Consider the following 25,586-nt stretch of genomic DNA (forward strand, 5'->3'; position numbering starts at 1 on the left):
TCCGTCTTAATCATCATCGCTCGTTGGCGTTCATCGGACATGCCTCGCCGACATAGGCCAAAGAAAATTTCATGTGCAGCTGACCGAAATGAATATCTAGTTGGTCTACCTAGGACCAATTTGCCTGCCAAACAACCGGACAGCAGTATAACCATACGCATCAATAGTAACGGCCGCTTATGCGGCCGCAAAACCTATTCATCACGCTTATCTAACAATTTATCAAAGCCCACGAAGCTGTCTTTGTCTTTCTTTCTCATACGCCAGATCATGACTGACTTGTCGCTCCAAATGGAGCCGGTTAGCCTTGTCGACAACGTTTGTCTGCAAAAAAGCTTCTGCTTGCGGACGCAACCGACGATGCTTAATTGCTAAATACGCAAACAAGAGCGGCGCTATCAAAAACCAAACGGCTACAGAGCCCCAGACAAGATTATCCATGTGGCGGGTTAATGACTCCCAAGTCCAAAAAAAGGGGTCGAGCTTAACAAGCAAAAGCCCAACAAACCAGAAAGGAATTGACAGCACAAACAGTATGGGTGCAAAAGCAGCAAGAACATGTGTTTTCAATGCCTTGTTAATTGGCTTCCACTCTGCCTTTGAAGAAAGGTTCTTTATTAAATCTATTTGCCAACGATCTAGCTTGAACTTGCTTTTCATAGTGCCCCCTACCGAACAAAAACTATCCGTGTGTGAAACCTTATTTGCTCCACTGCTATGAATTTATCTTATCAACCAAACTAAAAAAAACGAAACCCCGACATCTGCCGGGGTTCGCTCCAACATTCGCACAATGAAAATTACTGACTAGGCCCCTTGGATTGCTGATTGCTTTGAACCATGCGATCCGTGTTCTTGCGGTTGCCTCTGGCGCCCTGGATCACCGCACCGGCACCACCAGCCCAACCCATAGCTGCTTTTGCTTGATTTTCAATCTTCGCATCCATATTCTTAGCCATTTGCGCCTCCAGCCCACTGCTGAACCAGGCAATGACGCGATCTGGGATCTGAAAGATGATGTCAAACACCGTCGAGACAATTGTAATCAACAAAATCGCAAACAAGATAAAGTAGCCAAGTATCGAAATAAGGCCAGTGATCGAGTTACCTTGAACGTTCATGATGACCGTTGCCATTTCTTTAATAACAAACGACCCGATCAAAATGAGCATAGCCGACGCGAAAAAGAACCCTAGAACCATCAATGGGGGCCGCAATAGTGCACTAAGCAAATACTGATAGCCCTTCTCTGTCTTTTGCCCCATGCCTTCACCATCGAGACTTAAATGGCCGAACGCCCAAACCTGTGCGGCAACAAGACCTTCGATCACGCTGACAAAATAACTAACAAGTGCGGCAACCCAGGTGAGGAAGGGGATCATGGGAACGTAGATGCTCAACATGCCACCAACAATAATTAACAACCCGCCGAGAATGGGTAGGATTGACGCAAAGTCTTTCGCTAATTCCGCAAAGATTTTCACGGCTCCCCCGAGCGGACCCGTTAGGGCTATTGCGCTGGATGCGATCTCCCCTACTTTCATAGCAACCTTACCGCCAATACTATCGAGCAGAACATCAATTGCATACATACCTAGACCAATATTGATCATCCAGTCGCCTGCGTTCTTGGCGGCCGTGACTGGGTTGACCATACCAGTGCCAGCCGTGTTGCCGGTAGCGGAATTGACGAAGAAATGAATGACGTCTTGCCCAAAGTTGTAATCAACTTCCTCGGCCGGCTTTTGTACGACATAGTTTGCGGAGGCCATCATACGCTTAATGGTCGCGTACATATCTTCTGATGCGTCCGAGAAATCTGAAACAGGAACCGTCGTTAGCTGACCGTTATAGGCGGCCGTTTGTAGAGCGGCCTGGACTTCGGCATAGGTGCTGTGCCAGCTGCCTAATGACATCCAACCACCTTTCTTAATCTCATTGGACGCTGTTTCGGTCAATGCGCTGCGCTGGGCTTGTTGAGACCCTTCAGCTCCCTGAATCGCTTGATTTACAGCAGAAGAAACTGCCTGGTTTGCCTCTTGAGCTGCCGCCTCAAACTCACTAGCGGGCAGACTGACGCTTGTAGCACCGTCATTTGCGTAGTAAGCATCGACAAACTGGCTAGCCAAAGCAGCCATTTTGGTGTTCATCGATAACAGTTCTGCAGCCTTTTGTTCATAAGCAACGTTAGAAATCTGGGCAATATCATCATAATTGACCGCTGGCGATCGCCAGCCACCAGTGAAGGAACCTTGGCGTGGCTCATTTCGGCGTAAGACAACTTCGCCGCAAGAGTAGTCTCCACTGATACCCACACTACGAATTGCTGTGTTACCGCCAACGTTATTAAAACTAAGCTCCGGCTCACTTCGTAACCAAGAATACCAATCACCTCCTTTGGTTTCCTGATAGTAGGCATTGGCAGTGTCCACGCATACGTTCATTAAAAAAAGCTGACGCGCTGTGTCGGAACTGAAATGAGCACCATCCGACTGTTGAGTAGCGCCAGGGGGAGGAATCAGTGCATTGAACATTTCCGTATCGCTAATGGCTGCTTTGGTCATAATGTTCGCCAACCCGATGCCTAAAATCACGAACCACATGACAATAGCTTGGGCCAGACTGAACCCTCCAAACACTGGAAGCATGCCGAACACACCTAGCGACACCCTGATCGGGACCCACAGGCCATTGATGCGCTTACCTAATACCTCACCCTCATGGGCGGTCTGCGCTACTGAGGACAAAATAAAGTAGCTCAACAGCGCGGTGCCAACAATGAATATGCCACTGTTAAACAGAAAAAACAGATTTCCAAGCAATGTGTCTGGCCGCCCCACCGCTGTAAACGGATTCTGTCCAAAATCCGAGAGCAGATCTTGCAGAATGTTCCTTGAGTGATCACCAGGCTGTTGAGCAGCCAGAATTAATTCGTCATACGATGTTCCAATATCACCAGTTAGCTGCGCGAATGCAGCATTCGACACCAGTGCCGCGGCGCAAAACGCCAACCAAGACGCTGCATATGCCACGTTGCGCATCAATGTGCAATTAATTACTCGCATGACGATCACCTGTAGTTCTTACTGCTGCCTAGACGCAGGACGTTGATTGTCAAATCGCGCTGGAACTTTGTTGGCTTGAGCGGCTAGACGTTCCAGATCAGGGAATGCTGTCTCCTTTAGCTGAAGCGACAGGAGCTGACCCAGTAACACATTCTGTCGTCGAGTCTCCTGCAACTGTTGAAACATAAATCGCTGTTGATACGCCATAAGGAACAGCATTTCCGCTTCCTTCTCTGGAGCATCTGCACCACTCATATGAACCATCCAATCCGGATTGCCCGTGCGCTTTTCCGCTTCTAAATACATCAACTCAACAGGCGAAACACCCTCTGAAGCCCAGTTTGGATAAGATGATTTAAGATGGTTAGCCACAAACTGCCCTGTTACGGGATCGTCGACTAGTGCTTTTACCGCAGGAATAGTCTCAGGATCTGCCGTTGTCAGCGCGTCCCAGTCGCGTACTGGCTTGCTAGCCAGGGATGAATACGCGTTGTAAGCCGTAAGTGCACCGATATAAGCAACGCCCTCTGAGGATGATGCTGCCGAAGCCGAAATTCCTGGAGGGCTGATCGGATCACTGTACTGATTAATAATTGCCTTTCGCGCATCTCGTTCAGGCGTACGCTCTTTGGCGGTAACTGTTAGCCGGAGTTGTTCGTTCCCCTTTTGCTGGGGGCCGTCGAACAAGGTTTCAGCCTTTATGTCAGCGTCGGCGTACGGGTTACTGTCAATTTTCAGTCCATTAACCTGCCGGCACATCAAGCCTCGAGCGGAGTTCGGGTCACCCGCAAAGCCCTGGCAACTCCCGACCCCTAAATCGACACGCGAAATATTTGGATTTGAAGGCGGCAAGACTGGAGCATTCGGGTCGGACTGATCCCACGCTTTTTTCAACCGTTCCGGCACCGAAGAGTTCGCTGCCTTTCGGCCCTGACCTACTGATGTCTTTGCAACGCCGCCGCCTGTTGGGCCCGTTGCGGAGGATGTGACCCCGCACCCAAGCTTAGGAGTGGTGCGCACAACTTCCATTTTCTTATTCGCCTTAGCAACCTCTTCTGCATGACGGGTTTGGGTTTCTACAGCCTGGGCCTGCTGGCCAGATATCGACGATGTCTGCTTACCTAACGCCTCGATAATGTCCGTTCTTGCCCGGTTTACCTCGCGAGCAATGTTGGAATCCATCTGATCGATGTTTGAATTGATCGATGCCTTCGTTTTATCGATGGCGATAATGCACTCTTGAGTAAGTGTGCACTTAATAGCTATAGCCGGGGAGGAGTACAGGGCGGCCATAATGAATGGTGTGACCGCCATCGCACTTGAAATAAGTCGTGTCTTCATAATTAGCATCTCCTAGTTTGCTGGTCGACCGGCCATGGCGTCACTCAAACGATCCCATACACTGCTTCCAGAGGCTTCGCTACTTGGCCCTAACAAAGAAGGAACCGCAGCAGGTTGAGGGGACGCGGGAGCGTAGGAGGGTTGCGAAGGGGTGTAATTGGGGGTTGCACCGCCGCCGCCACTTGGGGATCCTTGCGGGTCGCACATCGCGTCACCGAGTTGCTGAAAGATTTGATCGATCACGCCCCCGAGTCCAGCAGAGTCAGCGCCGACAGCGCCACCTAATTGCTTCGAAAGGTCCAGCATGCAATTGCGATCCTGATTGCGTTGCTGACTAATTTGCTCAAAAAAGGGATCTTCATCGATTTCTTTCTGCGCTTGGTTGATGGACCGTTCTCGCTCTTGCGCCATCGCACCATCTGGTCCGCAAAGCTCCTGTTGAGTTTGCGCGGCCGCCATTGCACTCAGACTCCATAACAAAAGCGTGACTATTAATTTTCTTTGCATAGCCTGTCTCTTTTAAAATGAATACTTAAATCCGGGAGTGTCCCGGCGATCGCCCGCATAAGATTGTTGCGACGTTGTATTGACGGCCAACGTATCTCTTGATACGTTGGCCGTCGTTTCGTTCGGGCCAAAGCGGATCGCATGCTCGCATCCAGCACTAGCAGCCCCCATTGAATCTGACCCTAAATTGCTTGTGCTCTCGGTTGTATGAAGATACTTAACAAAAGCTGAAGCGGACATCTTCTCGGCGGCAACCGCCTCTGCGTTAATGAACTGTTTTCGGGAAATTTCATGAGTTCGCTGTAATACCTGCTCGTACATCTGGAAATGCTCATACACCTGGGCAGGAGCCGTTGACGAACTCGAGTCGATATCGGCCAGAACCATTCTGGTGATAGTTCTATAGTTTGCGCCAACGAGTGAAGTGAGCCGATTGATTGCATTACGGTACCAGCTGACCGCTAGCACGCGATCTGGTGTTTCGATACGGTTGTCATCAGCGATCTGCAGCACGTGCTCTAAAAGGTCACTTGCAACACGTTCGACCTTCATCCCATATACGAATCGATCTTGATCGTCTTCTACTAGCCCAGCCAGCCCGAATTCAACAGCCGAGATACCGGAGACTGTAGTAATTAGCTTCCAATAAGCCATACTGCACGTTGCTTGAATCTGCTGACGAGCGTGCTCTACATTATCAGGAGCCACATCCGGCACGGTATCAAGCTGCTCGACTAAAGCTTGGTCGATACTAGCGACCTGGGCCGAGAAAGTTTCGCCTGCAAGGTCGAGCACTCGTTGTGCATCGATCTGGCCATGGCGTTGCCAATTCGATGCGAAAAATCTGCAGGCTTGCTTGAGCAAGTTTGCTCTTAAGTAAGCTGGTACATCTTTGCCATCTCCCACGATCTGTCGCGCCCACCCATCTGCCAATCGATGAGACTCGGCGACGAGTCGGTCTAAAACATCAACATCAGCTGGTCCAGTAGGGCCATTTATAACCGCGCAGATTAGCTCGGTTAGCAGTTTGCTCGAGCTTAACGTGAGCAACAAATCACTTCGCGCAGTTGTTTGAGGGAAGAAGTCGCCCCCGATGTTCATCCGACTTGCTGCTAGAGAAGACGTTTGTGCGCCGTCCAAAGCAGATATCTCGGACACCGTTGCCTCGGCCAGGTGATTGGCCGCACTAGGTCCAATCTCAGCGCGAGTCGGAACCACGCCTTTGCGGGCTGCCATGTCAAAGAATGCGAACTTTGTGCGAGGGTCCGTCATTTGCTCACCTGTCGATTAGGAATCGTCGCCGCATTAGGGAAACTATCTGAGGAATTCAAATCTGAAACTAAGGACTCGTTATGCCTCTCGCCTTGCGAGTACCATGGCAAACCACGAAATTGCTCGCCCATGAGCGATCGCGTCAATGTGATTTGCGGCAATCCATCGTCCCAGTCCAGTTTTTGAAACTGGTCGATAAAATCATCAAGATGGATCTGCTTATCCCGTTCGATAAGCAAAACCTCCTCAGCGGCTTTCGTTAACGCCAAAATACGCAACGTCGACAAGATATCGCCGTGGCGAATTGGTGCACACGTGGCACTGACACCGAAAAGCGCATCCGAGCAGTCATAAACAACGGCGCCAAAAGATTTGGTGTCGCCGTGCTCATCATCATTAAAAGACATTCTTTGCCAAATGCGATAACCATGGGCAATGATGACCGGCAGGAACAACTCAGGCATAAACACTGCGCTATGGGGCATTGGCTGACCTGCGACGGTGAAGGTCACATTACATTGCTCGGCATAGCGAGCAAGTACCCTGTGGCTCTCAAACGAATCCGGCGGCGACAGAAGCTCGGTGCTTAGGCATTCGTGATTACAATCGACGTTCTGACACGCAAATAGCGCAACTTTCGGATTGTGTTTTTGAGGTTGCTTACACGCAGGACACAATTTCGTTAGCCTGGGGAGAACTGCCTCTGATTGTGCCTGACTCATGGCGTTAACCGCTGCTGTTTGTTTGAACCTTGCTCATCCGCCAATAGCAGGTCTCTAGCGGTGGGTAAATTCTGTTCTCGAAGCGTCTGCAGTTTTTCCTTCGTATAGTCGCTGAAATCCTCAAAATTCTTGAGCAAGTGATACATTTCAAAAGGCCGTTGCAAGCAAGCATTGCGCATGTGCTCTACACGATCTTCCAAATCGTCGGGCATCACCACATTGATTTCCCGACCAGGTAACGTGCACATCTCAGTTAGCCAGACGACACTAACATCAAAGCTCAGGCCACTATCGGGCTCATCGTTAAGAATCCACGAGATTGCAGATCTACGGTTTTCTGGCGAACCAATTACAAGATCACGCACCGCCTCAAGAAGCATTGCCCTGGCAAGATCAAAGGGCCCCATGTTGGCAACCCAGCGCTCGACAAATGCGTCGTCAATAACAAGATCGCCCAGATCAACCGAATCAGCAGCATCAAGGCCAGCTTGATCTACCTCGTCACTTGCCTGTGCATCGAGAAGATACTCAAGCGCATCCTGTGCAAAATCAAGACTAAGCTGATGCTCGATCCATGGCTCGATAGTAGAGATACGTGCACGACTGATCCGCGCCGTTGGTTTGAGGTCCCGGGCAACTGCCTCAATCTCATCGAACAGACTGGGCGTATAAGTCCCGTTACCTAAGTCAAGCACATTCGAGGAGTTAGGATTGCCCTCGCTCATATGAAAGACGTCATTAACTACGCTCATCATGACTCTCCTGAGACCTGAGTACGTGGCGCCCGAAAACGACGCAATAATCTGGAGCGATGCTCTTGCAATTCTTGCTGCGTCATTCCCCGAGCGGCTTGCACTTCCTTTTCCGACCGTCGGTGCACGAACAAATCCATGAAAAGCGATCGCTCCTCCTCTGGCCATTGATGACTGCCTTTAAGCACCGTTGCAAGTATGTTGGAGATCGTCATTAAGGACACTCTTTATAATCGTTGTTGATATTTTAATCGTAACTATAAAATACGCAATGTTAAGCAGCGATTTTTTGCTGGGCCTTGATTCGTTCGACCACTTGGGTCACGTATACCTCTTGCATTTTGAGCGCGGCATCCGGCGGCGCCTCACCCTTGGCAATAGAACTAAGGATCATTTCCCAGCGGGCGGTTGTGGCGACATCGGTCAACCAGGCAGGCAATCGTCCAACCGTCTGGCGCGCCAACGCGGTAGAGAAAATCTCATCGCGCCGGCTACCCTTTTTCTTCTTTCGCTCCAGTAACTGGCGTTGGATCAGGTTCGCAATTACCACGTCTCGTGTACGAGACGTGCCGATACCGGTAGACTCACGCAACATTTGTCGCTCTTGGTCCGAGCGGGCGAATTTGCTGGCATTCTTCATATCCTCAATCAGCGTACCCTCGGTATAACGCTCTGGCGCAGTGGTTGTGCCCTGATGCACTTTGCCGCCCACCGCCCGTACACACTCGCCAACATCACTCGCGGACAGAACCGCGACCGTATTGCTAACCTTGGTTTCAGTGGTGTCCGGCAAACCCTCTTCATCAGCCTCTGATACCTCCGACTTGTAAAGGGATTTCCAACCGAGATGGACATCTTCACTGGCGCTAGCCTTGAACACCTCTGAGCCAAAGTGGACCTCAAATGCACACTTCGTTTGCACATGCGGGGGGTGAAATTGCGCAATAAAACGGGTGCAAATTGCCTCGTAAACGGCCGCTTCAGCGCGTGTGAGCGCGCTGACATCGGGTATCTTCGTGGTAGGAGCTAACGCGTAGTGTTCGTCAAGCTTTTCGTCGTTAAACGCGGCTGACTTGCGGGCGGTATCTACGCCTTCACATGCATGAGACATCAGGGCGCGAAGCAAACTCACCAATTCTGAGGCCTGACCATGCAGGCTTTCTGGGTAGTATTCGCAATCAGTTCCGATGTAGGTAATAGCCTGATGCTGTTCATACAGCGTTTTGGCTGCGGCACTGATCTCCGTAACGTTCAGGTCATACTGGCGAGCCACGAAACTTTGCAGGGTTGCCATCGAGAACGGCAGCGGTACGGCCTTCTCAACCGTTTTGGTTGTGCACACCTTAACCACACCCTGCTCGCCTTGTTGCAGGCGCTTAAGTACACCTTGGGCGGTGGCCAGATCAAGCATTCGTCCTTTGTCGTCAAATCCAGACCCACCGGGCGCAGCTTGCTCATTCTTGACCCATCGCACTTGCGCCCCATTCTCGAGTTGTGCGATAGGAACATAAAAGGGTTGAGGCCTAAAATTGTCAATCGCCAGATCCCGCATAACCACCATCGCGAGTACAGGAGTCTGAACGCGGCCTACCGACATCGTCCGAATTCCAGTAAGTTGTTGCATGGCCATCGAGGCGTTCATGCCTAATAGCCAATCCATCGCCTGACGTGTTTGAGCGGCTTGACGCACTCGGACCCATTTGGGCGAACCGTTCTTCTCAAGAGCTCGAACAGAACGACTCAAGTCCTCTTCGGCGAGGGAGTTAATGACCACGCGATCAAATTGGCCGGCAGCTGGGTCAAGTCCAAAGAACTCCATAAGTTCATCAAAGATAAGCTGCCCCTCGCGGTCAATGTCACACGCGTTGACAATACTCTTTGCCTGTTTAGTCAGTCGTTGCACTATCTTTATTTGCCGACCCTCAACCTCTTTGCCTTCCTTCGTTCGTTCTTTCTTGGCAACAAAGACAAACTTCTTGGGAATCAGAGGCAGAATATTGAAATAATTTTTTTGCTTCTCAGGATCTATGCCCTCCAGATAAGCTCCGGGACGCGCCATTTCGATCATGTGACCCCAAAGGGGAACGACCGCATCGCCGTTACTCAACAAGGAATACCCGTTTTCCCGTTTGCTCGTGCAGCGCTCCTGCTTGCACAACACCTTGACCAGCGCGTTAGCCACCAAGGGTTTCTCGGCCACCCATAAACGTTTGATCGCTGCCATTACGTCCCCCTTTAACCTACTTGACGAATAGCTTGTGCGTCGGGAGCATCCAGCCCTTCCAGCAAATCACCAACCATCAGCTCATCGACATCAGGCGCTACTTGGGGCTCCGGCTCATCAAATGCCAGGTCAAGTGTTTGCAACATGTGGCGCCTGCGCTCTGCTGCCTCAAGCTTCTCCCGACGCTCCTGCTCAAGGCGCTGTCCCAGTCGTACGTAGTACGTCTGTTCAACTTGTTCAGCCAGGTGCCGTGTTCGCCACTGATTTCTTGGCACATACAACTGCAAGCCAAGGGCCTTGCCCACAATCGTCATGAATTGCGCAAGCTCGTCACGATCCACGGGGACCTGCATACCTACATAGGTAGTCGATTGCGAAGCAGGCGTGCGTTGACTACGGGTACGGAAATTGAAGGGATACGTGCAGTTAGGCGAATCAGAGTCTTCCCCTCGTTCCTGGCACCATTGCAACCGATCCTGGGCAAACGCAGCGCGCATCGCGCGAACGTTCTTATCCTTCTCGCTTTTGTTCATCTCTATCATCAACACGCTCTTAGAGGGGTTGTAGACAAGCGCATCGGACTTAAGCTCGCCGTCTCTTCCCAGATCCACAGCCGCACGAAAACTTGTCGCGGCCACGTACTGAGCAGGAACATTTCGCGGCTGAGCCCCTTCCCCCGTTACGCTGTCGAAATAATGATGATGGCATAGACGAACGAAATCCCGAACCATCTCGGTATTCGACAGGCGGATGGGGAAGTCAACTCCGTTGAGGTCTTGGCGCGCCCCCCAGGCGTTCTTTTTGATCAACACCGCGCGATGCTTAATTCCAAGCTCATCGCTGTACATAATCGCACGGCCAAGCCGGGTAGCACGTGCCCACTGCTCAGCTTCAAACATATTGCCGGCCAACACCGATTGGCGTCGCGTACGCGGGCCCGGGGTATGCATTGCCAGTCGTTCGATGAACGTCTGGCGAGCTTGGACTCCTCGAAACGCATCAAAAACATTGGAGCGCACATCGATCAAACTACGCCAACCCAACCTCCCCTCGAGCTCGCCACCGGGCTCGGTCTCGAGCTTGAACTCACTGATTTTCATTAACGAAGCCGCAGATACGGTTTGCACGCGCGTATCACCTGGTCGAACCAGATGAAGCTTCCACTTGGACAAACTTGTTTCTCGATTCACAGGTGGTAAATCCACGCCAACGACAAGCCACCGATCCTGAAAGAAATTAAAGCGTCCGTCATCAGGCTCGACCGTCATGATCTGCCCGGGAACGAGCTTAGGCAGAATGTGTTTGACGAATAATTGACGCTTGTGCACAAGCTTCACCGAGTTCTCTTCCGGTTGTGCCAACGCCTGTTCGATGTCCTGGGCCCCGGCGTCAGCAAGCGCCATAACTTTCTTGGCATCAAAGACCCGGTCGGCTTTGGAAACCACAGCACTTAAATCGGGTAGCGTCACTGCTGGGTAAGGCGCCCGCCAGCACTGGGCGAATCGACCGTACAGCCAATGACTCTTGTCATAGGACAATGTGCGCTCTAAGCGAAGCGATTGTCCGATATCGCCATTTGTTGATGAATGAATGGCTCGGCCCAGATTCAGGTAATAGACCCGAGCCCGCCCTTCGTGCAGGTTGTAAAGCTTCATGGAATGACCTGAGCGTGAAACCAGCCCAGCGTATGCCTCGTGCTGACGACGTCCCGGGTGATAAGCACTGACCGCCACCCATTTGCCACCAAGCGTCTGCAAACCAACCACTGGATCTTGCACTCCATCTTGATCGGCTCGATCTTCTAAGGCAGGCTCTCCGACCACCCTCGCTTCTGCTTGCGCTTTTGCAAGGGACTCGATCAACGATGCTACGAAGACATTTTCATGCTCCTGCGGTGTGCCACGCACTTGATCAGTGACAATCCTGGCCTGGACAACGCCTGGCGGGAACTGCGAGGTGACCCTTTCATCAGACGAAAGTGCCTGGGTTGAACTCTGGACGCGCTGTTCGATATCATCCCACGTCATTGGCTGATAGTCCTCCGTATACTCAAGAAGTTTGAAGTACACAGGGCTATCAAAGGCGGATGTCAACGCAAGCTCCTCTGGGGGGCCCCACGCTTTGCGTGTCGATACGGTGCTCGCACGCCAATCAGCGTTATCTATGCCCCCCTCTTCCAAACTCTGCTCAAGCAGAGCATCTTCATACGCTTCGACAATCTCGTCGTAAACCGTCTTCTGCGCGGCTGGTGCTAACAACACCAACCGTTGGGTGAGAAGCGAGGCCATACCGTGATAGTTCTGCAAGCGACGGATATCAATGTCCAGCCGGGACGCAATGCTGGGGTTCTCCATGAGAAACTCTGTGCAAACTCGGTCGCCTATTGGATTCAGAATGTCGGGTACCGAGTCAATCACAGCGGCGTTGTCACGCGATGAGCGGATATTTGCCGACAAGTCCTGCAATTTTCTGTTCTGCATCATCAACGAGCGGTATTCGGCAAACAGCCCGGCGGTCAAGATGCTGATCTTTGGGGGAATTACCTGATCGAATCGATTCACCCGACCCAGCAGCTGTACTCGCGTGATCGCGCTCTCCGGAATCTGGAACTCAATCAATTCACGCTGATTTGTATTGGCAAAACGAGGTGACGCATGCATCGACAGCCCCGTAGCAGCGGCTACGTTGATAATCAATGCATGGGTGTTCGGGTCATTGTTAAAGTCAGACACCGACTTCATAATTTGTGTCTTTGACCGATCGCGTCGGGTAATTCGTACCCTGCCTGATAAATCCTGTGCATCAACTGGATCGAGCTGATAGTTGCGACCCGATACCTCCTTTATGGTGATGCCGGCGGCCGCAAGCTTTGCTCGAATCGCGTCAACTGGAACGATAGGCAAGGCTGGCAGCTGGTTGATCTGCTCAGCGATCTTTTGAACACCTTGCTCGAATTTATCGATCAGATCAGCAGCCAGGCCCGGAACTTCTTTAAGTGAACTGATCGCTTTGATCCGTGCTGCCTCTGCGCCCTTGTTGCTCTGCATGGTGTCTGGCTCGCTGACACTTACCCCCCCAATGCGAGCCAAAAGCGAACGCATAAGATCTGCGATCACCGGCATGCGTATGTCTTTGACCAACTCATCGACCCGTGTGCCAGTGGCAAGTTGGTCGGCCAAGGCGCGTGTCAGTCGATCATCGCCCCGTTGCCGCGCCTGCTTTACCTGCTCAGTAATTGCCTGCAATTCCTGCTCGATAAACTGACGCACAAACGTTTCACCTGTCTCCTCAAAGACAATGACGGGCTTGCGGTCCTCGCGAACAGCTTGAATTGCTCGCTCTACAGCCTGATCGACCAAAACGGCGGCCATAGTTCGACGCATTGCTTGATAGATTGCGCTGCCGGTACCGAACGAGCTTTTGAACAAATGGCCGGCATTGGAGCGCATCGTCTGGGCAAACGCTGACTGACTGCGCTCGAATTCTTCAATAAGACGCAAATCCGCCTGTGATTGAGTCACCCACTCGTTGATCGTCTCAATTGTTTGAATTTGAGGGCCTTGGCTCGGCATAAGGCCGAATTCCTCAATATTCTGAACAGCGTCCGCACTCTGAGGGTCGCGGTACAGCACCGTTACGGCCATGCGATCTAAGTTCTGCTGATGTGCGCGCACTCGTGCAAGTTCGAGTTCCTCCAGGCCAGCTTGGATCACCTGCTTGCGCTGATCAATTCGGCTCATCGCCTCGCTTTCGGATACGCCACCGACCAAGGCTCGAATACGCTCATACGCCTTATTGGCCTGCGTAATGGCCTGCTGGGTCTGTTGATTCATACGCTGCAACGCATGGTTAACTTCACCCGAGAGCATCGCCATCATGCCCAACACTTCGGACACCTTCGCGACTACCTGTTCATTACGAGAGAAATGTGCCTCGTCAACAAGAACGTTGAACTCGATCTTAGAAAGATCGTGCTCGCGCCGGATGAACGCACCGTCCATGGCCAGCATGCTGCTGAAAATCTCCGCAAAATCGTGCCCACCCCTGGCCATCAGGTCGGACAATACCGAAACGCTCATGTTCTCTGGGAAAGCCCTGGCGTAAAGACGCAGGTTCTGCGCGTTTCTGGCCCAGGTCGCCGAGGAATAAACCACAGACCAGGCGCTCGTAGTCAGATCACTGATCTGATTGGCAGTGTTTGAATCGGCTCCCGCAGCAATATGCGACTCGTCAGCAATAATCAAAGCATCGGCGCAATGCTTTTTGAGCCACGCCCATTTGGCGGAATTCTCCTGACTCAGTTGCGAGTACGTGGTAAAGACTATATTGGCCCCGGTCTCCCAGGGTGACGCACCCGAGGCCATCATCTTCTTTAGTTCGCCTGCTGGCGTCGCCGACGCAAGCACGCGGCCCCCATCGCCCATATCCAGAATGTCACCATCAGCATTAGTGATGAGGGGTCGAAAACGGTGCCATTCACCAATGTCATTCAGGTCACGGGCAAGATCCGAGAACAACGTGGAGCGGTCTGTAATGAAGATCACCGGGTGCCTGTTCTTAAGTGCCCAGGTAGCAAACGCGCTGATAACACGCCCCTTGCCGATCCCGGTTTCATCGCCAATGATGAAACCCTTGTTGGCCAGCAGACGCCGAACACCCAGTCCAACGGCATCAATCTGCTCGGGAGAGAAACTGTCGGCCAAAGTCTCCTTGCCGAAGCCAAGTTCAGCACTGACAAACTCATCGATCTGACCGTACTCCTGCTCCAGCGCGTCAAGAGCGTAACTAAGCGATGATTGAATGTTCTTTGGAACCATCGTACTAGCTGGCCCAATACGCGACATCGCCAGGTAGGGGCGTTGCAGCTTGTTCTCGGCTCGGGTTAGATAATCCAGGGAAATTGAGTCATCCGTACCTTCGTCCGGACGCTGCAGCCGCACCAACGTTTCATCCACCAGAGTCTTGGCCATGTCCCAGGAATCAACAACGGGTAAGGCCGTTTTCTGCGAAAAATCGCGCCGCCGATGCACGTCGGTCTTACGAAACAATACGAGACGCACCCCAGCACTTTCTGTGCCGTCACGTAGAAGCCATTGAGGGATGTCGAACACCTGTTCGACCACCCCCTTGTTCTCCAGTTCCAGTAACCATTGTTTGGTCGCGCTATCGAGCCCACCTGGGCTTGCATTCAGCTCAACTTGCACAACAACTGTACCGTCTTCTTCCAACTGGCCGATACTTGTGGATAACAAGCTGTTCGCCTGCTCAGCATCGCGGGCCTTCACAACTATGTGGGCTGGCTTGATATCGTCATTTGGCGTATTCTCATCCAGGCGGAACGTCGCCTTGGACCAGTACACCTGCATAGCTTCTGGTGCCGCCTGCTGCACGGCAACGGGCTCGGCGAACAATCCGAAATTTATTGGGCTCACTGGCCCAAGGGCGCGCACCACCTGACCAGTCTGAGGCGCCCCCACCAGGCGATGGGTCAACACGGCGAGCGGTAGGCTTGCACTGGTTTGTGCTGCCTTCTTCCTGATAATGTCCAGCACCGGGATCATTTGCTCGAAATACGTAGCGTCGCTCCAAGCACCTGGCGCGCTCGTGGAGTTGTTCAACAGGGTGCTGGCCATGAGCGTATCGAGCGCCGAAGCCATATTCACCCATTGCTCATCGGTCAGCTGGTCCAGGTCTTTTGCCCAGATCGCTTTGACGAATCTGGCTAGGTCGGTCTCGCGAATCGGCTCTCCCTTCTCAACAGCAACCAGAAGGCCTGCGACGTTTTGACGCAGATCGATTGATGTCCTGCAGCGAAGAAACATCGGACGCGGCAAAGACTCGTTCTCTTCAATAAGGACTTCGTCGGCTGAGACCACAAAACGCCCCGATGCTCGCTCGTAGACTTTCTCGCCTGATGCGTTCCAACCCAAATACGTTGCGGCCGTGATTGCGCTTTGAACATCTTGTGTCTCTGCGGCAGAGCTATTAGGCTCTTGCTCGGCGTTTTGGCTGGATTGAGCTACCGGGGCTGCGGCCTTAACAACGGTTGGATCGGGCAGGATGAACTCTTTCGTACCCATCAGCTCAGACGTTACTTCGGGCCAAAATGGTTTGAATTGATCCGGATTGACCAACTCACCCTGGCGGATCTTGCGAATTAATAAGCCCCCGTTATTGGAAGCCACATAGCCAGCTTCCTGTATCAAACGTTGAAACAACTCGGATCGTGGCGCAACACCAGAGATAACTAAATAATGACTCGCCCCCTTGTTGTACGGCATGATCTTGAGCCGTGCCCCGTCAGGGTCGTTCAGTTGAATCCATCGTTGTTTGCGCTCGCTCATGGCTACCTAACCGTCATGTTGCTATCGAATAAGGAAACGGTGGCGCAGCGATTGCGCTGGCCACCGAATGAATGGCACCGCTCTAACTTAGAAGCGAACCGCTGGGCCGCGCTGTTGCACTTGCTCAGGAACTGGTTGATAACCTGCGGCGGGCTGAGCGTGAGCAGCTTGTTGCTGAAACTGAGGAGCCTGCGCTTGCTGGTGCTGACCTTGTTGTTGATGTTGCCCTTGATAGGTATTAGGCTGCTGATTGTGCTGTGCCTGTTGTACTTGGTCGGGCGCTGCTTGGTAGTGAGTGGTTTGCTGACGCGCTGCCTGGGCGGCGACCTCTGCTGCAACAATTGCCGCTGGGTCAATGCCTGCATCATCAGTCGATTCGTTAGGCTTTGGAGCCTTCTGACGGTTGATTTCAGCAGTTTGCTCGGCACGTTGCTTGAGAAAGCCGACGGCACCATCGACCCAGGCCTTGAGCATGGTGTGATCACGCACCGGACGGTTCTGATGCATAAGCGGGTGACCATTCTGACCGACAAGAGGAGGCGTCTCGGGCAGCTTATCCAACGGCTGGCCGTTGGTGTCTTTGCCATAGTAGGGAGGAATCGGGTCGTTCGACAGGGCAGGCACGCGCACTGAGGTCCAAACACGATCCTTTTCGAGAACCTTGCCGTCTGGGAACTTATGGCCAGCTGGCAAAACGCCAGCACGGATGACGACTTCGTTGGAGAATCCGGGCTCGCTACCGGCAACCGACAACAAGCGTGCAATCAAATGAGCTGCCGTGTAGTTCACGTTTCCATTGTTAGCGAAGTTAAACGACAAACTGGTTGAGTCGTGAAAATACATGGTTAACGACTCGGACAGACCGTACTCAGCGGACTCATTCTTGCGAATATCAAGACGAGTGATGTAGCCGGAGATCGATTCAAAGGTATCGAAGAGCTTGACGCCATTCTCAACGCCGATAGGCACAGAAATGTTGCCCTCTTTCAGGTTAAGTTGGGCGAATTGAACGTTGCTGCTTTGGCGCTTGTGAAATGCCATGATGGCCTCCTGAAGAAATAATGAAAGGGTTTTGCGTACCACGATCTATGGGGTCACAGGTGGGAAAATGCGTCAGGATGGTGTCATTACTCTCCCTCCTGGCGCTTGCTCAGGCGCCTCCGATTGGCTGTGCTGATCAGAGTTACCTTCGACTACCGGCTCTGGTTGCGCAAAATGCTTTGCAACCCAGCTTTTGGCAGCTTCACTGACTTTGCGATTTACAGTAAATCGCAAGCTTTCGGTCACATACGCCTCTGGATCCTTGCCGCATTCAACCAACGTTTGGTAGGTTTTTTGGGTATCGAGCTGCGGAATCACAAACTTGGCGGTATCGATCTGCAGCTGCTCCAATGTTTTAAGCATCGAATCAACGTCATAACTAACCTTTTGCTTTCCGTTGGCCTGGGTAACCACGCATTTATCTAGCAATTCGGGCTTGTCGGCTAGGTCAGCACGCACTTGATCAGCATCGATCCCGACAGTTGCTGAAATGCTCAATGTGTTGGGGAAAGCCACCTTTTGCCCGGCCAGTCGCTGATCTGCTAACCCAAGCTTGTCTACCAGAACAGCACGAAGCGTGTCACTTTCATTCTTTGCAGCGGTCGCCAATGCATTAAGTTGTGCAATCTTGCGCGCGATAGGCTGCGTTTGCGCAATTTGCTCGTCGTCCAGTTCCTTAACCTGGGAGAGAACATAAGGGGGAACCTCACCGTTAAGGACGCACTGCCAGTAGTGATTGCCTGCCTCTTTGATAAGGTCGGCAAGTACGGGATCAACTCGTATGAAATCGTTCTTGAGGCGCCAATTGGCCCAGTCGAACTGACTGAGCATCGTGCCGGACAGGGCGATGCCCTGCTCTTGCGCCAGAATGGCCCCCATATTGAGCTGGCACATGTACTGAAATGACACAGCGTCCTCGGCTACTACCGACGAAGGCGCCTTATAGTCAATCAAGAAGATCTGCCCAGGCTCGATCTCAATAGCACCGCCCTGCATCGGGATAGTGACGCGCTCGCGAAACACCACTACATCATCAGGTGAGTAACGCATCCAGGACAACGACCCTTTGGCCTTAGCCAGTCGCTCGAAGGCCTTACCCTCTCTGTCACACACATAATCGGCATAAAACCGATTACGGTGCGCTGCCTCGTTCTCAATGCCTCGGCGCATATCCGCCGTTTGAGGCGTGGGAAAGCGACGAAAGAGCTTATCTAGCGCCCAGTCATGGGCACTGAACATAAAGTCTGCGCGGTGACCCATAAAATTACGCACCAGGCCACCAATTTCACTGCCGCCGACACCTCCTGCACGCGTAATATGCCAAAGCGCTTGCTCTGGCATTGTGCTCGAGACAAAACCAATCCATTGCGCCAAATCCGATTCCTGCAGTTGATCGCGCTGGGGCAATAGATCGATACGCGCACGCATCTGCTCCTGCAGATGAGCCCTGCGTTGCTCAACAGTCATCACTATGGGAGCTGCAGCCGGCACGGGCTTAGATGCAGGAACTGGCGCCTGGCTAGTAATGGGTTCGAAAATAAATGTGCTCATGTTTTCTCGATTTATAGTTCGAGTTGATGCAATAATCCTGAGCACAACTTTAGGTAACCGCCCCTTGAAGGTCAAGGAAACGGAACAGATTATTTTTAGTAGGACACCATGAGCGTTAACTACGAACACCAGCGCTTCGTCAAGCAGGTCATGGAAGCTGCCGACATCGTTGATGTCATCTCCGAGGTCGTGGCGCTCAAGGCTCGCTCAGGCGCAAGATCAAACTCCTACATGGGCAAGTGCCCATTTCACGCCGATCGCTCGCCCAGCTTTTCAGTATCAGGTGAGAAGCAGCTTTACCATTGCTTTGGTTGCGACGCAGGTCTGAACGGCAAACAAGGCGGTGATGTCATCACATTCGTGCGCCGCCAGTACGACATGAAGTTTCGCGAAGCTGTGGACTATCTTGGTAAACGCTACGGCATACAAGCTCCGCCGACATGGCTTGCTGACGAACGAGGTGCCCAATCAACGGGCGTGAAAGATGTCCCTGCAGGCACTTTGGGCCTGAAGGCTCGGCCAACGGCATTTCAGTTCGAGACAAAAGAAGACGACGGCCTTTCTCCCGAACAACGCAAAGAGCGGCTTCTTGAGCCGATGCGCAAGGCGCACGCGCTGTACGCGTCTCTTTACGACTCAAGCCACGAGGCCAAAAACTACCTGGAGAACGTGCGCGGTATCAGCGCGCAAACGCTTGCGCGCTTTGCCATTGGTTTTGCCCCCAACGGATTCGACGCGCTAAAACCGATTTACCCGAATTACGCGGCCGAACCGCGTTTGTTGGAAGCAGGCCTGGTCAAGCGCTCTGAAAAAACCTCCAGGTACTACGACTTCTTCAGAAACAGAGTGCTATTTGGCATCCGCGACGGACGCGGGGACGTCGTCGCCTACGGGGGCAGACGACTCCAAGACTCCGAATCGACACAGAGCAATGATCAAGGCGGCGAGCAAGAACAATCTTTTCAAGGGCCCAAGTACCTAAACTCGCCAGACTCGCCACTGTTTAACAAACGGGAGCTACTCTTTGGGCTGTACGAAGCTCAACCACGTATTAGCACCACTGCTCAGGCCATCGTGGTCGAGGGCTATATGGATGTTATTGGCCTGGCCAATCACGGCATCGACAACGCCGTGGCCTCGATGGGCACCGCTATTACGGGCGAACAAATTCAACTACTGATTCGCGTAGGCGCCAAGCATATCTACTTCGTCATGGACGGCGATATGGCGGGACAAAAAGCGATGCACCGCGCACTCGAGCCTTTACTTCAGAATTACCACCCTGATGTTCGTATCGGCTTTGTCGAGCTACCAGACTCGCTCGATCCTGATGAGTATATTCGTGCGCACTCGGTACCGGCATTTGACCAGGCGCTGAGCGATAGTTTGGATCTTCAGCAATTCTTTGCTCTGTACCTGGAGCATTGGGCTCAAACGGGTTTGGACAGTGCTTACTCACAAACTCGATCGCTCGAGCATGAAATCAATCGATTGCTCGGACTCATACCACCTCATTTCCAGCATGACCCAGGCGTGCTTGCCCTGCATCAACTGGCGAACACTCAACTACAGGCGCTCACTGAGCGCATCGCCCAAGGCCAAATGCAGCGATCTGAAGATCAGCAGCTGATTGTGCAGCTTCCACGCTATATCAAACAGCTACTTATTGCCGCGAATCGACTACCCATATTGGCGTTGAACCAATCAGTCGCTCTTGACACCCTGCTCGATCGCACCATTCCGGCCCACAACGTGCTGTACAAACAATTCCACCTGGCCATTGGCATGGGGATGAATCGAAGCAAATCGGATGAGTCTGCGTCACATTTGGATGAAGTGGCCAAACAAGTGCTAACAAGTACCGATCGACTCGTGCACGAGTTTGCGATTCAAAGTGCTACCGATTACGCCAAGGTCCAGTACGCCGCCGGCGAGATCTCAACGCAAGAGCATTTGGAGCGGCTTGATAAACACGCTCGAATGCGTGAAAATTAGCTTTATATACTCACTATCCGTATATCTATAATTATTTTATACTGCAGCCATGTTGCCACCGCCACCAACTTTTGACCAGCCTGCCAGCCTGGCTCGCCGCCTGTGGGCAGACCCTGTGAGCGAGGTGCTTTTCAACAGCGCCGCGCCAAGTGAGCGCGGTCTGCACGAGCAAGCTGTCCTGATTCGGACAAGAGAAGTCCTTACCCGCTATCGAAAAGACTGGATTCTTTCTCAAGAGGACCCTCAAACCGGGCACATCATTCGTTCCAACATCTCGAGCCAGCTGGTAAAGCTTGATCGGTGGTTATTCCCAAACATCGTTGGCTCGCGCTTGTCGGGTGAGTGCGTGCTGGAGTTGGCCAAGTTTATTGATTTTTCTGTGCAGGTACGAGACCAGTGGCTTGAGCACATGCCCGGCTTGCGATATCGCAATGAGGAGCTAAAGCGCGGCAAGAATTGGTCTGCTCTGTTGCGCCCCGATGCGCTTGGCCTGCTCACGCAAGCGATTCTTAAAGAAAAGGCAATAGGGTAATGACAATACGAGGAAAAGCCGCCCAGGCTGCGAGATGGACCGCACGATGCGTGTTCCTGCCACGCTTTTTGAGAACACCGAAAGATGTTATTGATCGCGTGGTCAACGTCAAGGATGAAATGCAAAGCATGGGCGCTCAAAGCATCAAAGAGCGAACCCGATTGCAAAACGTTCAGTACCTTGATGCGCCGGACCCAAAAACTGCATTTGCCAAGCTGGTCAAAGGCAACGAATGGACCGAGCCTGAGCTTGCCGTGCAGCTTCGCAACGTGCGGATCATCAAATGGGTAAGCCTGACCCTGGCGTGGGCGTTTCTATGCGCTCTGGCAGCCATTGCCCTGTATATCCCTTTTGGCCTGATGTTCTTCTCGCTTTTTGGCACCTGCTGGGTTGCGTGCATCTGTTTTTCTATCCAGGTGCTCAAGATGACGTTGTTCCAGGTTCAGCTTCAAGAGCGCGAACTGATAAGCCTCAAAGCGCTGACAAGCCGCGATGACTTCTTCAGGAGGCTTTTCCTATGAATCTGCGCAACACATTAGGGGCGCTTAGCCTTCTGGGCGCAATTTCACTGCCTGCAAGCGTGCTGGCTACGCCAGAATCTGGTGCCCCATCGGCTCCGGTTAACTCGCTGAAGAATATCGAACTACCTAAACGCATCCCGGCAAATTGTCTGGATAACGCGGCCAATCGTTACAAGGTGCCAGCAATGGCCTTACTAGCGATTCTAAAAACGGAATCCGGAGGCAGAACCGGTATTGTTGCCACTAACAAGAACGGCTCGAAGGATATTGGTCCGGCCCAGTTGAACACGAATTCGTGGGCCAAGTACATGGTGGAAAAACACAACATACCCATTTCATCGCTGCGGGACAACATGTGCCAGGCGCTGATGGCTCAGGCCTATGCCTTACGTTGGGAGTGGAACACCTGCATTACCAAACGAAAGAAGACCGACATTTGGTGCGCGATCGCCTACTACCACTCACCGACACCTAAATTTCAGCGCATCTATGTTGAGAAGGTCTGGAAGCATTACAACGAAATCATTCGCAAGGGCAAGTTCTGATGTCGAATCAAAGCAAGCCCCAGGAAAGCGTCCTTAATTGGGTCATTATCGGGCTCGTATCTCTGGTGGGCCTGGGGGCCTTTCTGTGGTTTGTAGCGTCGCATTACATCGTTTTTTACGGAACGCCCGTAGTAAATGCACTGGCGTTCCCGTGGCGACTGTTGCCCGATTCACTTAGCAGCACAACGGTAAACGACCTGAATCTCACGTACCAGCTTTACCGAACACACCCTAACCGGATTGGTTTCATGGACTGGTGCGCCTACCTGAATGTGGCTCTCAAGCCCTGGGTGTATGCCAGCCTACCCTTGTACGTTGTGCTGTTTCAACGCCAACTTCGAAAAACGAAGATCCTTCGCACCAGGAAACTCACACCTGAGACATTTGCTCAGAAAATGGTTGTGGCGTTTCCCGAGATAGCTCCCGTTGTTTGCATCCAGAAAGATATTGTGGCCAATAAATTTAAGGAATGGCGGCGTCAAACCTTCCCTGATGAACTCTTGCGTGCGGCCAAGACGCCAACGAAACGACCTATTTTGGTTGTTGATACAGATCGACAGCAGCAGGACGGAGTATTTACTCGCAAAACTGACGCTGAGCGCTCACTCAAGGTTGACCGTCTGCGCTTGGCCGACTATCTGCAGCACACAAAACAGGTCAAACGTAACGGCCAAACTTGCACATTCAATAAGTATCTAGGCTTTCAGATCACCAACCTCGCCTTGGACTTGGCCACACCACAAAAGGGAGGCAAACCGGCTCAGCTGCCTACCGATCGGTTATCCGACGCGGGCAAAGCAATGCTGGCTATTCTGGCCCCCTACGCCTTTGGCTCTAACAAAGGAAAAAAACAAAGCAAAGAGGTGCTTGATGCTCTTAATCGAAGCGCATATGGGACCGAAAAAGGCTTTGCCAATCTTGCGCTGCCCATTGTTCAAAGCACGTTTGATCAATGGCGCACGCATGAGCACGTACTGAATCTGGCCAAGATTCATCACTGGGAACACACCTTTTTAGTGGCCTTGCTTGCCAAAGCACGCGGCAACGGAAAGCTTACTACCGGCAAGTTCATTTGGTTGCGGCCAATGGCTCGGGTGCTGTTCTGGGCCCTGGATGACGCTGGGCGCAAGACGCCGTCCGCCGAAGGTGCGCTGACCTTCAGTCAATACCAGTTTGAGCGTGATTGCATCGAGCGCGGCATTTTGCCCTTACATCGAGATACGAACGGCCACCTCGTTCACACCATTTACGTTGATCAAGTCGTTCGCGCCTTTGACCAAGAGTGGCAACACTGGCGCGATGGCATCGATGACACCGATGATTGGCTGCATGACAAAGAACTTTGGACCAACCTTGCCAACAACCCTGTGTGGCAGGAGGCATGGAATGATATTGCCAACACCTCGAATCTTCCGCCGGCCGGCGCACAATAATCATCAGGGCACCCTACATGAGCAACATCAGCTATTTGCCAAAGAACGCCAAACTTAGAACATTCCTTCAGCCCGGAAGCGTGACCTTTATTCTCGAAGGCTTTCGCTGCTCCAGTACGTTGCACAAATACACGTATAAGCGATACAACCCTGTTATCACCATCGAGCCCGAAACAACCCACGGTGACGCAGAGCAACTCAAGCATACTGTTACAGTCAAAAATCTCGACCTCGACTCCCTGAATGATGCGCCGTGGCTCTCCCTTTCATTCGAAAGTTTAGAGAGTGCCAACGAAGCAGCGACCGCGTTGTACGAGGGTCTTTGGTCGGCCCACTGTCTACCCCAGCCTCCCGCACACGCCAGCGCACCGGTTAAGGCTGCGCCAGGCCCGGGTAGCGATCGTTTCAATCGTACCCACTTGGCTTGGGCCATCTGCGCTGGCGCCCTACTCGGCTCTATCGGTACCATGGGCGCGAACTCCATATTGAAGCTCAATGACGAGGTTCATTATGAACAAACCATAAGCGCTGCGCACCTTGATTTGAGCAAACAACAAATGAATCGGGAGGATCTGGCCCTGATTTCATCTGCTGAACTGTCCAAATCAGAGGCGCGCAAGGAAACAGAGCCTTTACCGCGCACACAATCCGAAACTAATGAGAACTATCGGCAGATGGAGCCGGTCGCCTCAGCATCGGCCCAACTCCTTCGCCACACTCCTGTTCAAGAATTGCGTCTGAACGAACAAGCGCTTAAGAACCTGCTGGCCGCGGGCTCCATCGCTGGATTTCATATGTTTCCTGAACGGGCGGTCTCATCTCCTTTTTGGTTATTCGTTGATCCTGACTCCATTCATAGCCAGACTCTGCTGCAACGAATGGATCAAATCGAAGAGCGTCTTTTAGAGAACGGGCTGTCTCCTGTGGCCTTGCCGGTTGCTGGCCAGTCGACAGAGAGCGCCAAGAAGGTCGTGGCGTCAATGTGTGAGAACGGGAAAACTGAGCAAATACGCACCATACCAGGTGCGTGGTACTCCGGGCTGTTTGGCCCGAAGCAGATCGATATCTGTGAGGGCGGAATAAATCGCCTGAAATTGGCCACAGCACTGTTTGAGTATTTTGGGTTGCAGGAAACCCCCATCATTGTGTCCAGCTCGGGCGCAATCACCGCATTCGCTAATGCGAGTGCCGACGAAATTATTCAATGGTTAAAGGTGAATCGATGAGCAACGTGGACACAACCATTTCAATTGACCGCATGTTGGCTGATATGGACAAGGGCTTCAAAGTCATGCGCCGCCATATTAAACCTGAAATCATTACCAGCTCACGCCAGACCTTGGCTAACGAAAATGGCGACACCATTTTTTCTTTGTTCAATGATTTGAGCGGGCCGACGATCTCTTTGGCGGCCGGCACTCTTGCTTATGCTGGAGATGCTGTCAATGCATTTATTCATGCTCAAGCGAATCTCTTTGTGTTGAACCGTGATGTGGATGCTCCCGGCAAGCCCCTGGAGCATGTTCTGGACCACCATGAGAAAGAACTGCTCAATTGGGTCAAGTACGGCGTCATCAGCGCACACCCGACGTGCGATCTGAGCATTATCGGCCAGGACGTCTTAACCACCGAGCAAGAGCGCATTGGTTGTCCCGCAACAGCCGTGTCTTTATCCATTGTGCGCACGTTACGCCATTTTCTTCGCTCATCCATCACATCCGCCACTCACCATTGATGATTG

18 protein-coding genes are annotated in these 25,586 nt (G+C 52.3%); 7 read left to right on the top strand and 11 right to left on the bottom strand.

The window, feature by feature from the left end:
- Positions 1 to 222: 222 nt before the first annotated feature.
- From PuT2_RS11410 to PuT2_RS11465, 11 genes are all read right to left on the bottom strand, one after another.
- Entirely contained in the window at positions 223 to 660 is a 438-nt protein-coding gene (locus tag PuT2_RS11410) for a hypothetical protein (RefSeq protein ID WP_093971186.1), read from the bottom strand.
- Between the two features lie 140 nt (positions 661 to 800).
- Entirely contained in the window at positions 801 to 3,065 is a 2,265-nt protein-coding gene (locus PuT2_RS11415; protein ID WP_093971187.1) for a DotA/TraY family protein, read from the bottom strand.
- 18 nt (positions 3,066 to 3,083) lie between these two features.
- On the bottom strand, positions 3,084 to 4,406 hold the full coding sequence (locus tag PuT2_RS11420) for a hypothetical protein (protein ID WP_093971188.1): 1,323 nt from the start codon (positions 4,404 to 4,406) through the stop codon (positions 3,084 to 3,086).
- 12 nt (positions 4,407 to 4,418) lie between these two features.
- Positions 4,419 to 4,913, bottom strand: a complete 495-nt coding sequence (locus tag PuT2_RS11425) for a hypothetical protein (RefSeq protein ID WP_093971189.1) — start codon at positions 4,911 to 4,913, stop codon at positions 4,419 to 4,421.
- Between the two features lie 12 nt (positions 4,914 to 4,925).
- Positions 4,926 to 6,185 (bottom strand): hypothetical protein, encoded by a 1,260-nt coding sequence (locus tag PuT2_RS11430; protein WP_093971190.1) that lies wholly within the window; start codon positions 6,183 to 6,185, stop codon positions 4,926 to 4,928.
- Positions 6,182 to 6,907: a hypothetical protein gene (locus tag PuT2_RS11435; RefSeq protein ID WP_143516148.1), complete on the bottom strand. Its 726-nt coding sequence runs from the start codon at positions 6,905 to 6,907 to the stop codon at positions 6,182 to 6,184. The genes PuT2_RS11430 and PuT2_RS11435 overlap by 4 nt, the downstream gene beginning before the upstream one ends.
- On the bottom strand, positions 6,904 to 7,662 hold the full coding sequence (locus PuT2_RS11440) for a hypothetical protein (RefSeq protein ID WP_143516150.1): 759 nt from the start codon (positions 7,660 to 7,662) through the stop codon (positions 6,904 to 6,906). Before PuT2_RS11440 ends, PuT2_RS11435 begins: the two co-directional genes overlap by 4 nt.
- A 271-nt stretch (positions 7,663 to 7,933) precedes the next feature.
- The gene (locus PuT2_RS11450; protein WP_093971194.1) at positions 7,934 to 9,883 is read right to left on the bottom strand and encodes a DNA topoisomerase; all 1,950 of its coding nucleotides are present in this window, start codon (positions 9,881 to 9,883) and stop codon (positions 7,934 to 7,936) included.
- An 11-nt stretch (positions 9,884 to 9,894) separates the two neighbouring features.
- Positions 9,895 to 16,227 (bottom strand): strawberry notch-like NTP hydrolase domain-containing protein, encoded by a 6,333-nt coding sequence (locus tag PuT2_RS11455; protein ID WP_093971195.1) that lies wholly within the window; start codon positions 16,225 to 16,227, stop codon positions 9,895 to 9,897.
- 87 nt (positions 16,228 to 16,314) lie between these two features.
- Entirely contained in the window at positions 16,315 to 17,268 is a 954-nt protein-coding gene (locus tag PuT2_RS11460) for a hypothetical protein (RefSeq protein WP_093971196.1), read from the bottom strand.
- Between the two features lie 72 nt (positions 17,269 to 17,340).
- Entirely contained in the window at positions 17,341 to 18,819 is a 1,479-nt protein-coding gene (locus PuT2_RS11465; protein WP_143516152.1) for a hypothetical protein, read from the bottom strand.
- A gap of 108 nt (positions 18,820 to 18,927) precedes the next feature.
- On the opposite strand from PuT2_RS11465, the gene PuT2_RS11470 reads away from it, so the two are divergent.
- The 7 genes from PuT2_RS11470 to PuT2_RS11500 all read left to right on the top strand — a co-directional run bounded on the left by PuT2_RS11470 (position 18,928) and on the right by PuT2_RS11500 (position 25,580).
- Positions 18,928 to 20,814, top strand: coding sequence for a DNA primase (locus PuT2_RS11470; RefSeq protein WP_093971198.1), 1,887 nt, complete (start codon positions 18,928 to 18,930; stop codon positions 20,812 to 20,814).
- Between the two features lie 115 nt (positions 20,815 to 20,929).
- On the top strand, positions 20,930 to 21,346 hold the full coding sequence (locus PuT2_RS11475) for a hypothetical protein (RefSeq protein ID WP_143516154.1): 417 nt from the start codon (positions 20,930 to 20,932) through the stop codon (positions 21,344 to 21,346).
- A gap of 68 nt (positions 21,347 to 21,414) precedes the next feature.
- Positions 21,415 to 21,867: a hypothetical protein gene (locus PuT2_RS11480; protein WP_143516155.1), complete on the top strand. Its 453-nt coding sequence runs from the start codon at positions 21,415 to 21,417 to the stop codon at positions 21,865 to 21,867.
- Positions 21,864 to 22,412 (top strand): lytic transglycosylase domain-containing protein, encoded by a 549-nt coding sequence (locus tag PuT2_RS11485; protein WP_093971201.1) that lies wholly within the window; start codon positions 21,864 to 21,866, stop codon positions 22,410 to 22,412. The genes PuT2_RS11480 and PuT2_RS11485 overlap by 4 nt, the downstream gene beginning before the upstream one ends.
- Positions 22,413 to 22,720: 308 nt before the next feature.
- Positions 22,721 to 23,845, top strand: a complete 1,125-nt coding sequence (locus PuT2_RS11490) for a hypothetical protein (protein ID WP_143516157.1) — start codon at positions 22,721 to 22,723, stop codon at positions 23,843 to 23,845.
- 17 nt (positions 23,846 to 23,862) lie between these two features.
- Positions 23,863 to 25,071 (top strand): hypothetical protein, encoded by a 1,209-nt coding sequence (locus PuT2_RS11495; protein WP_093971203.1) that lies wholly within the window; start codon positions 23,863 to 23,865, stop codon positions 25,069 to 25,071.
- Positions 25,068 to 25,580 carry a hypothetical protein gene (locus PuT2_RS11500; RefSeq protein ID WP_093971204.1) on the top strand — a complete coding sequence of 171 codons (513 nt, stop codon included), beginning with the start codon at positions 25,068 to 25,070 and terminating at the stop codon, positions 25,578 to 25,580. Before PuT2_RS11495 ends, PuT2_RS11500 begins: the two co-directional genes overlap by 4 nt.
- The last annotated feature ends 6 nt before the right edge of the window (positions 25,581 to 25,586 follow it).

It is taken from the genome of Pusillimonas sp. T2 (assembly GCF_002236805.1).
Classification (GTDB): Bacteria; Pseudomonadota; Gammaproteobacteria; order Burkholderiales; family Burkholderiaceae_B; genus Neopusillimonas.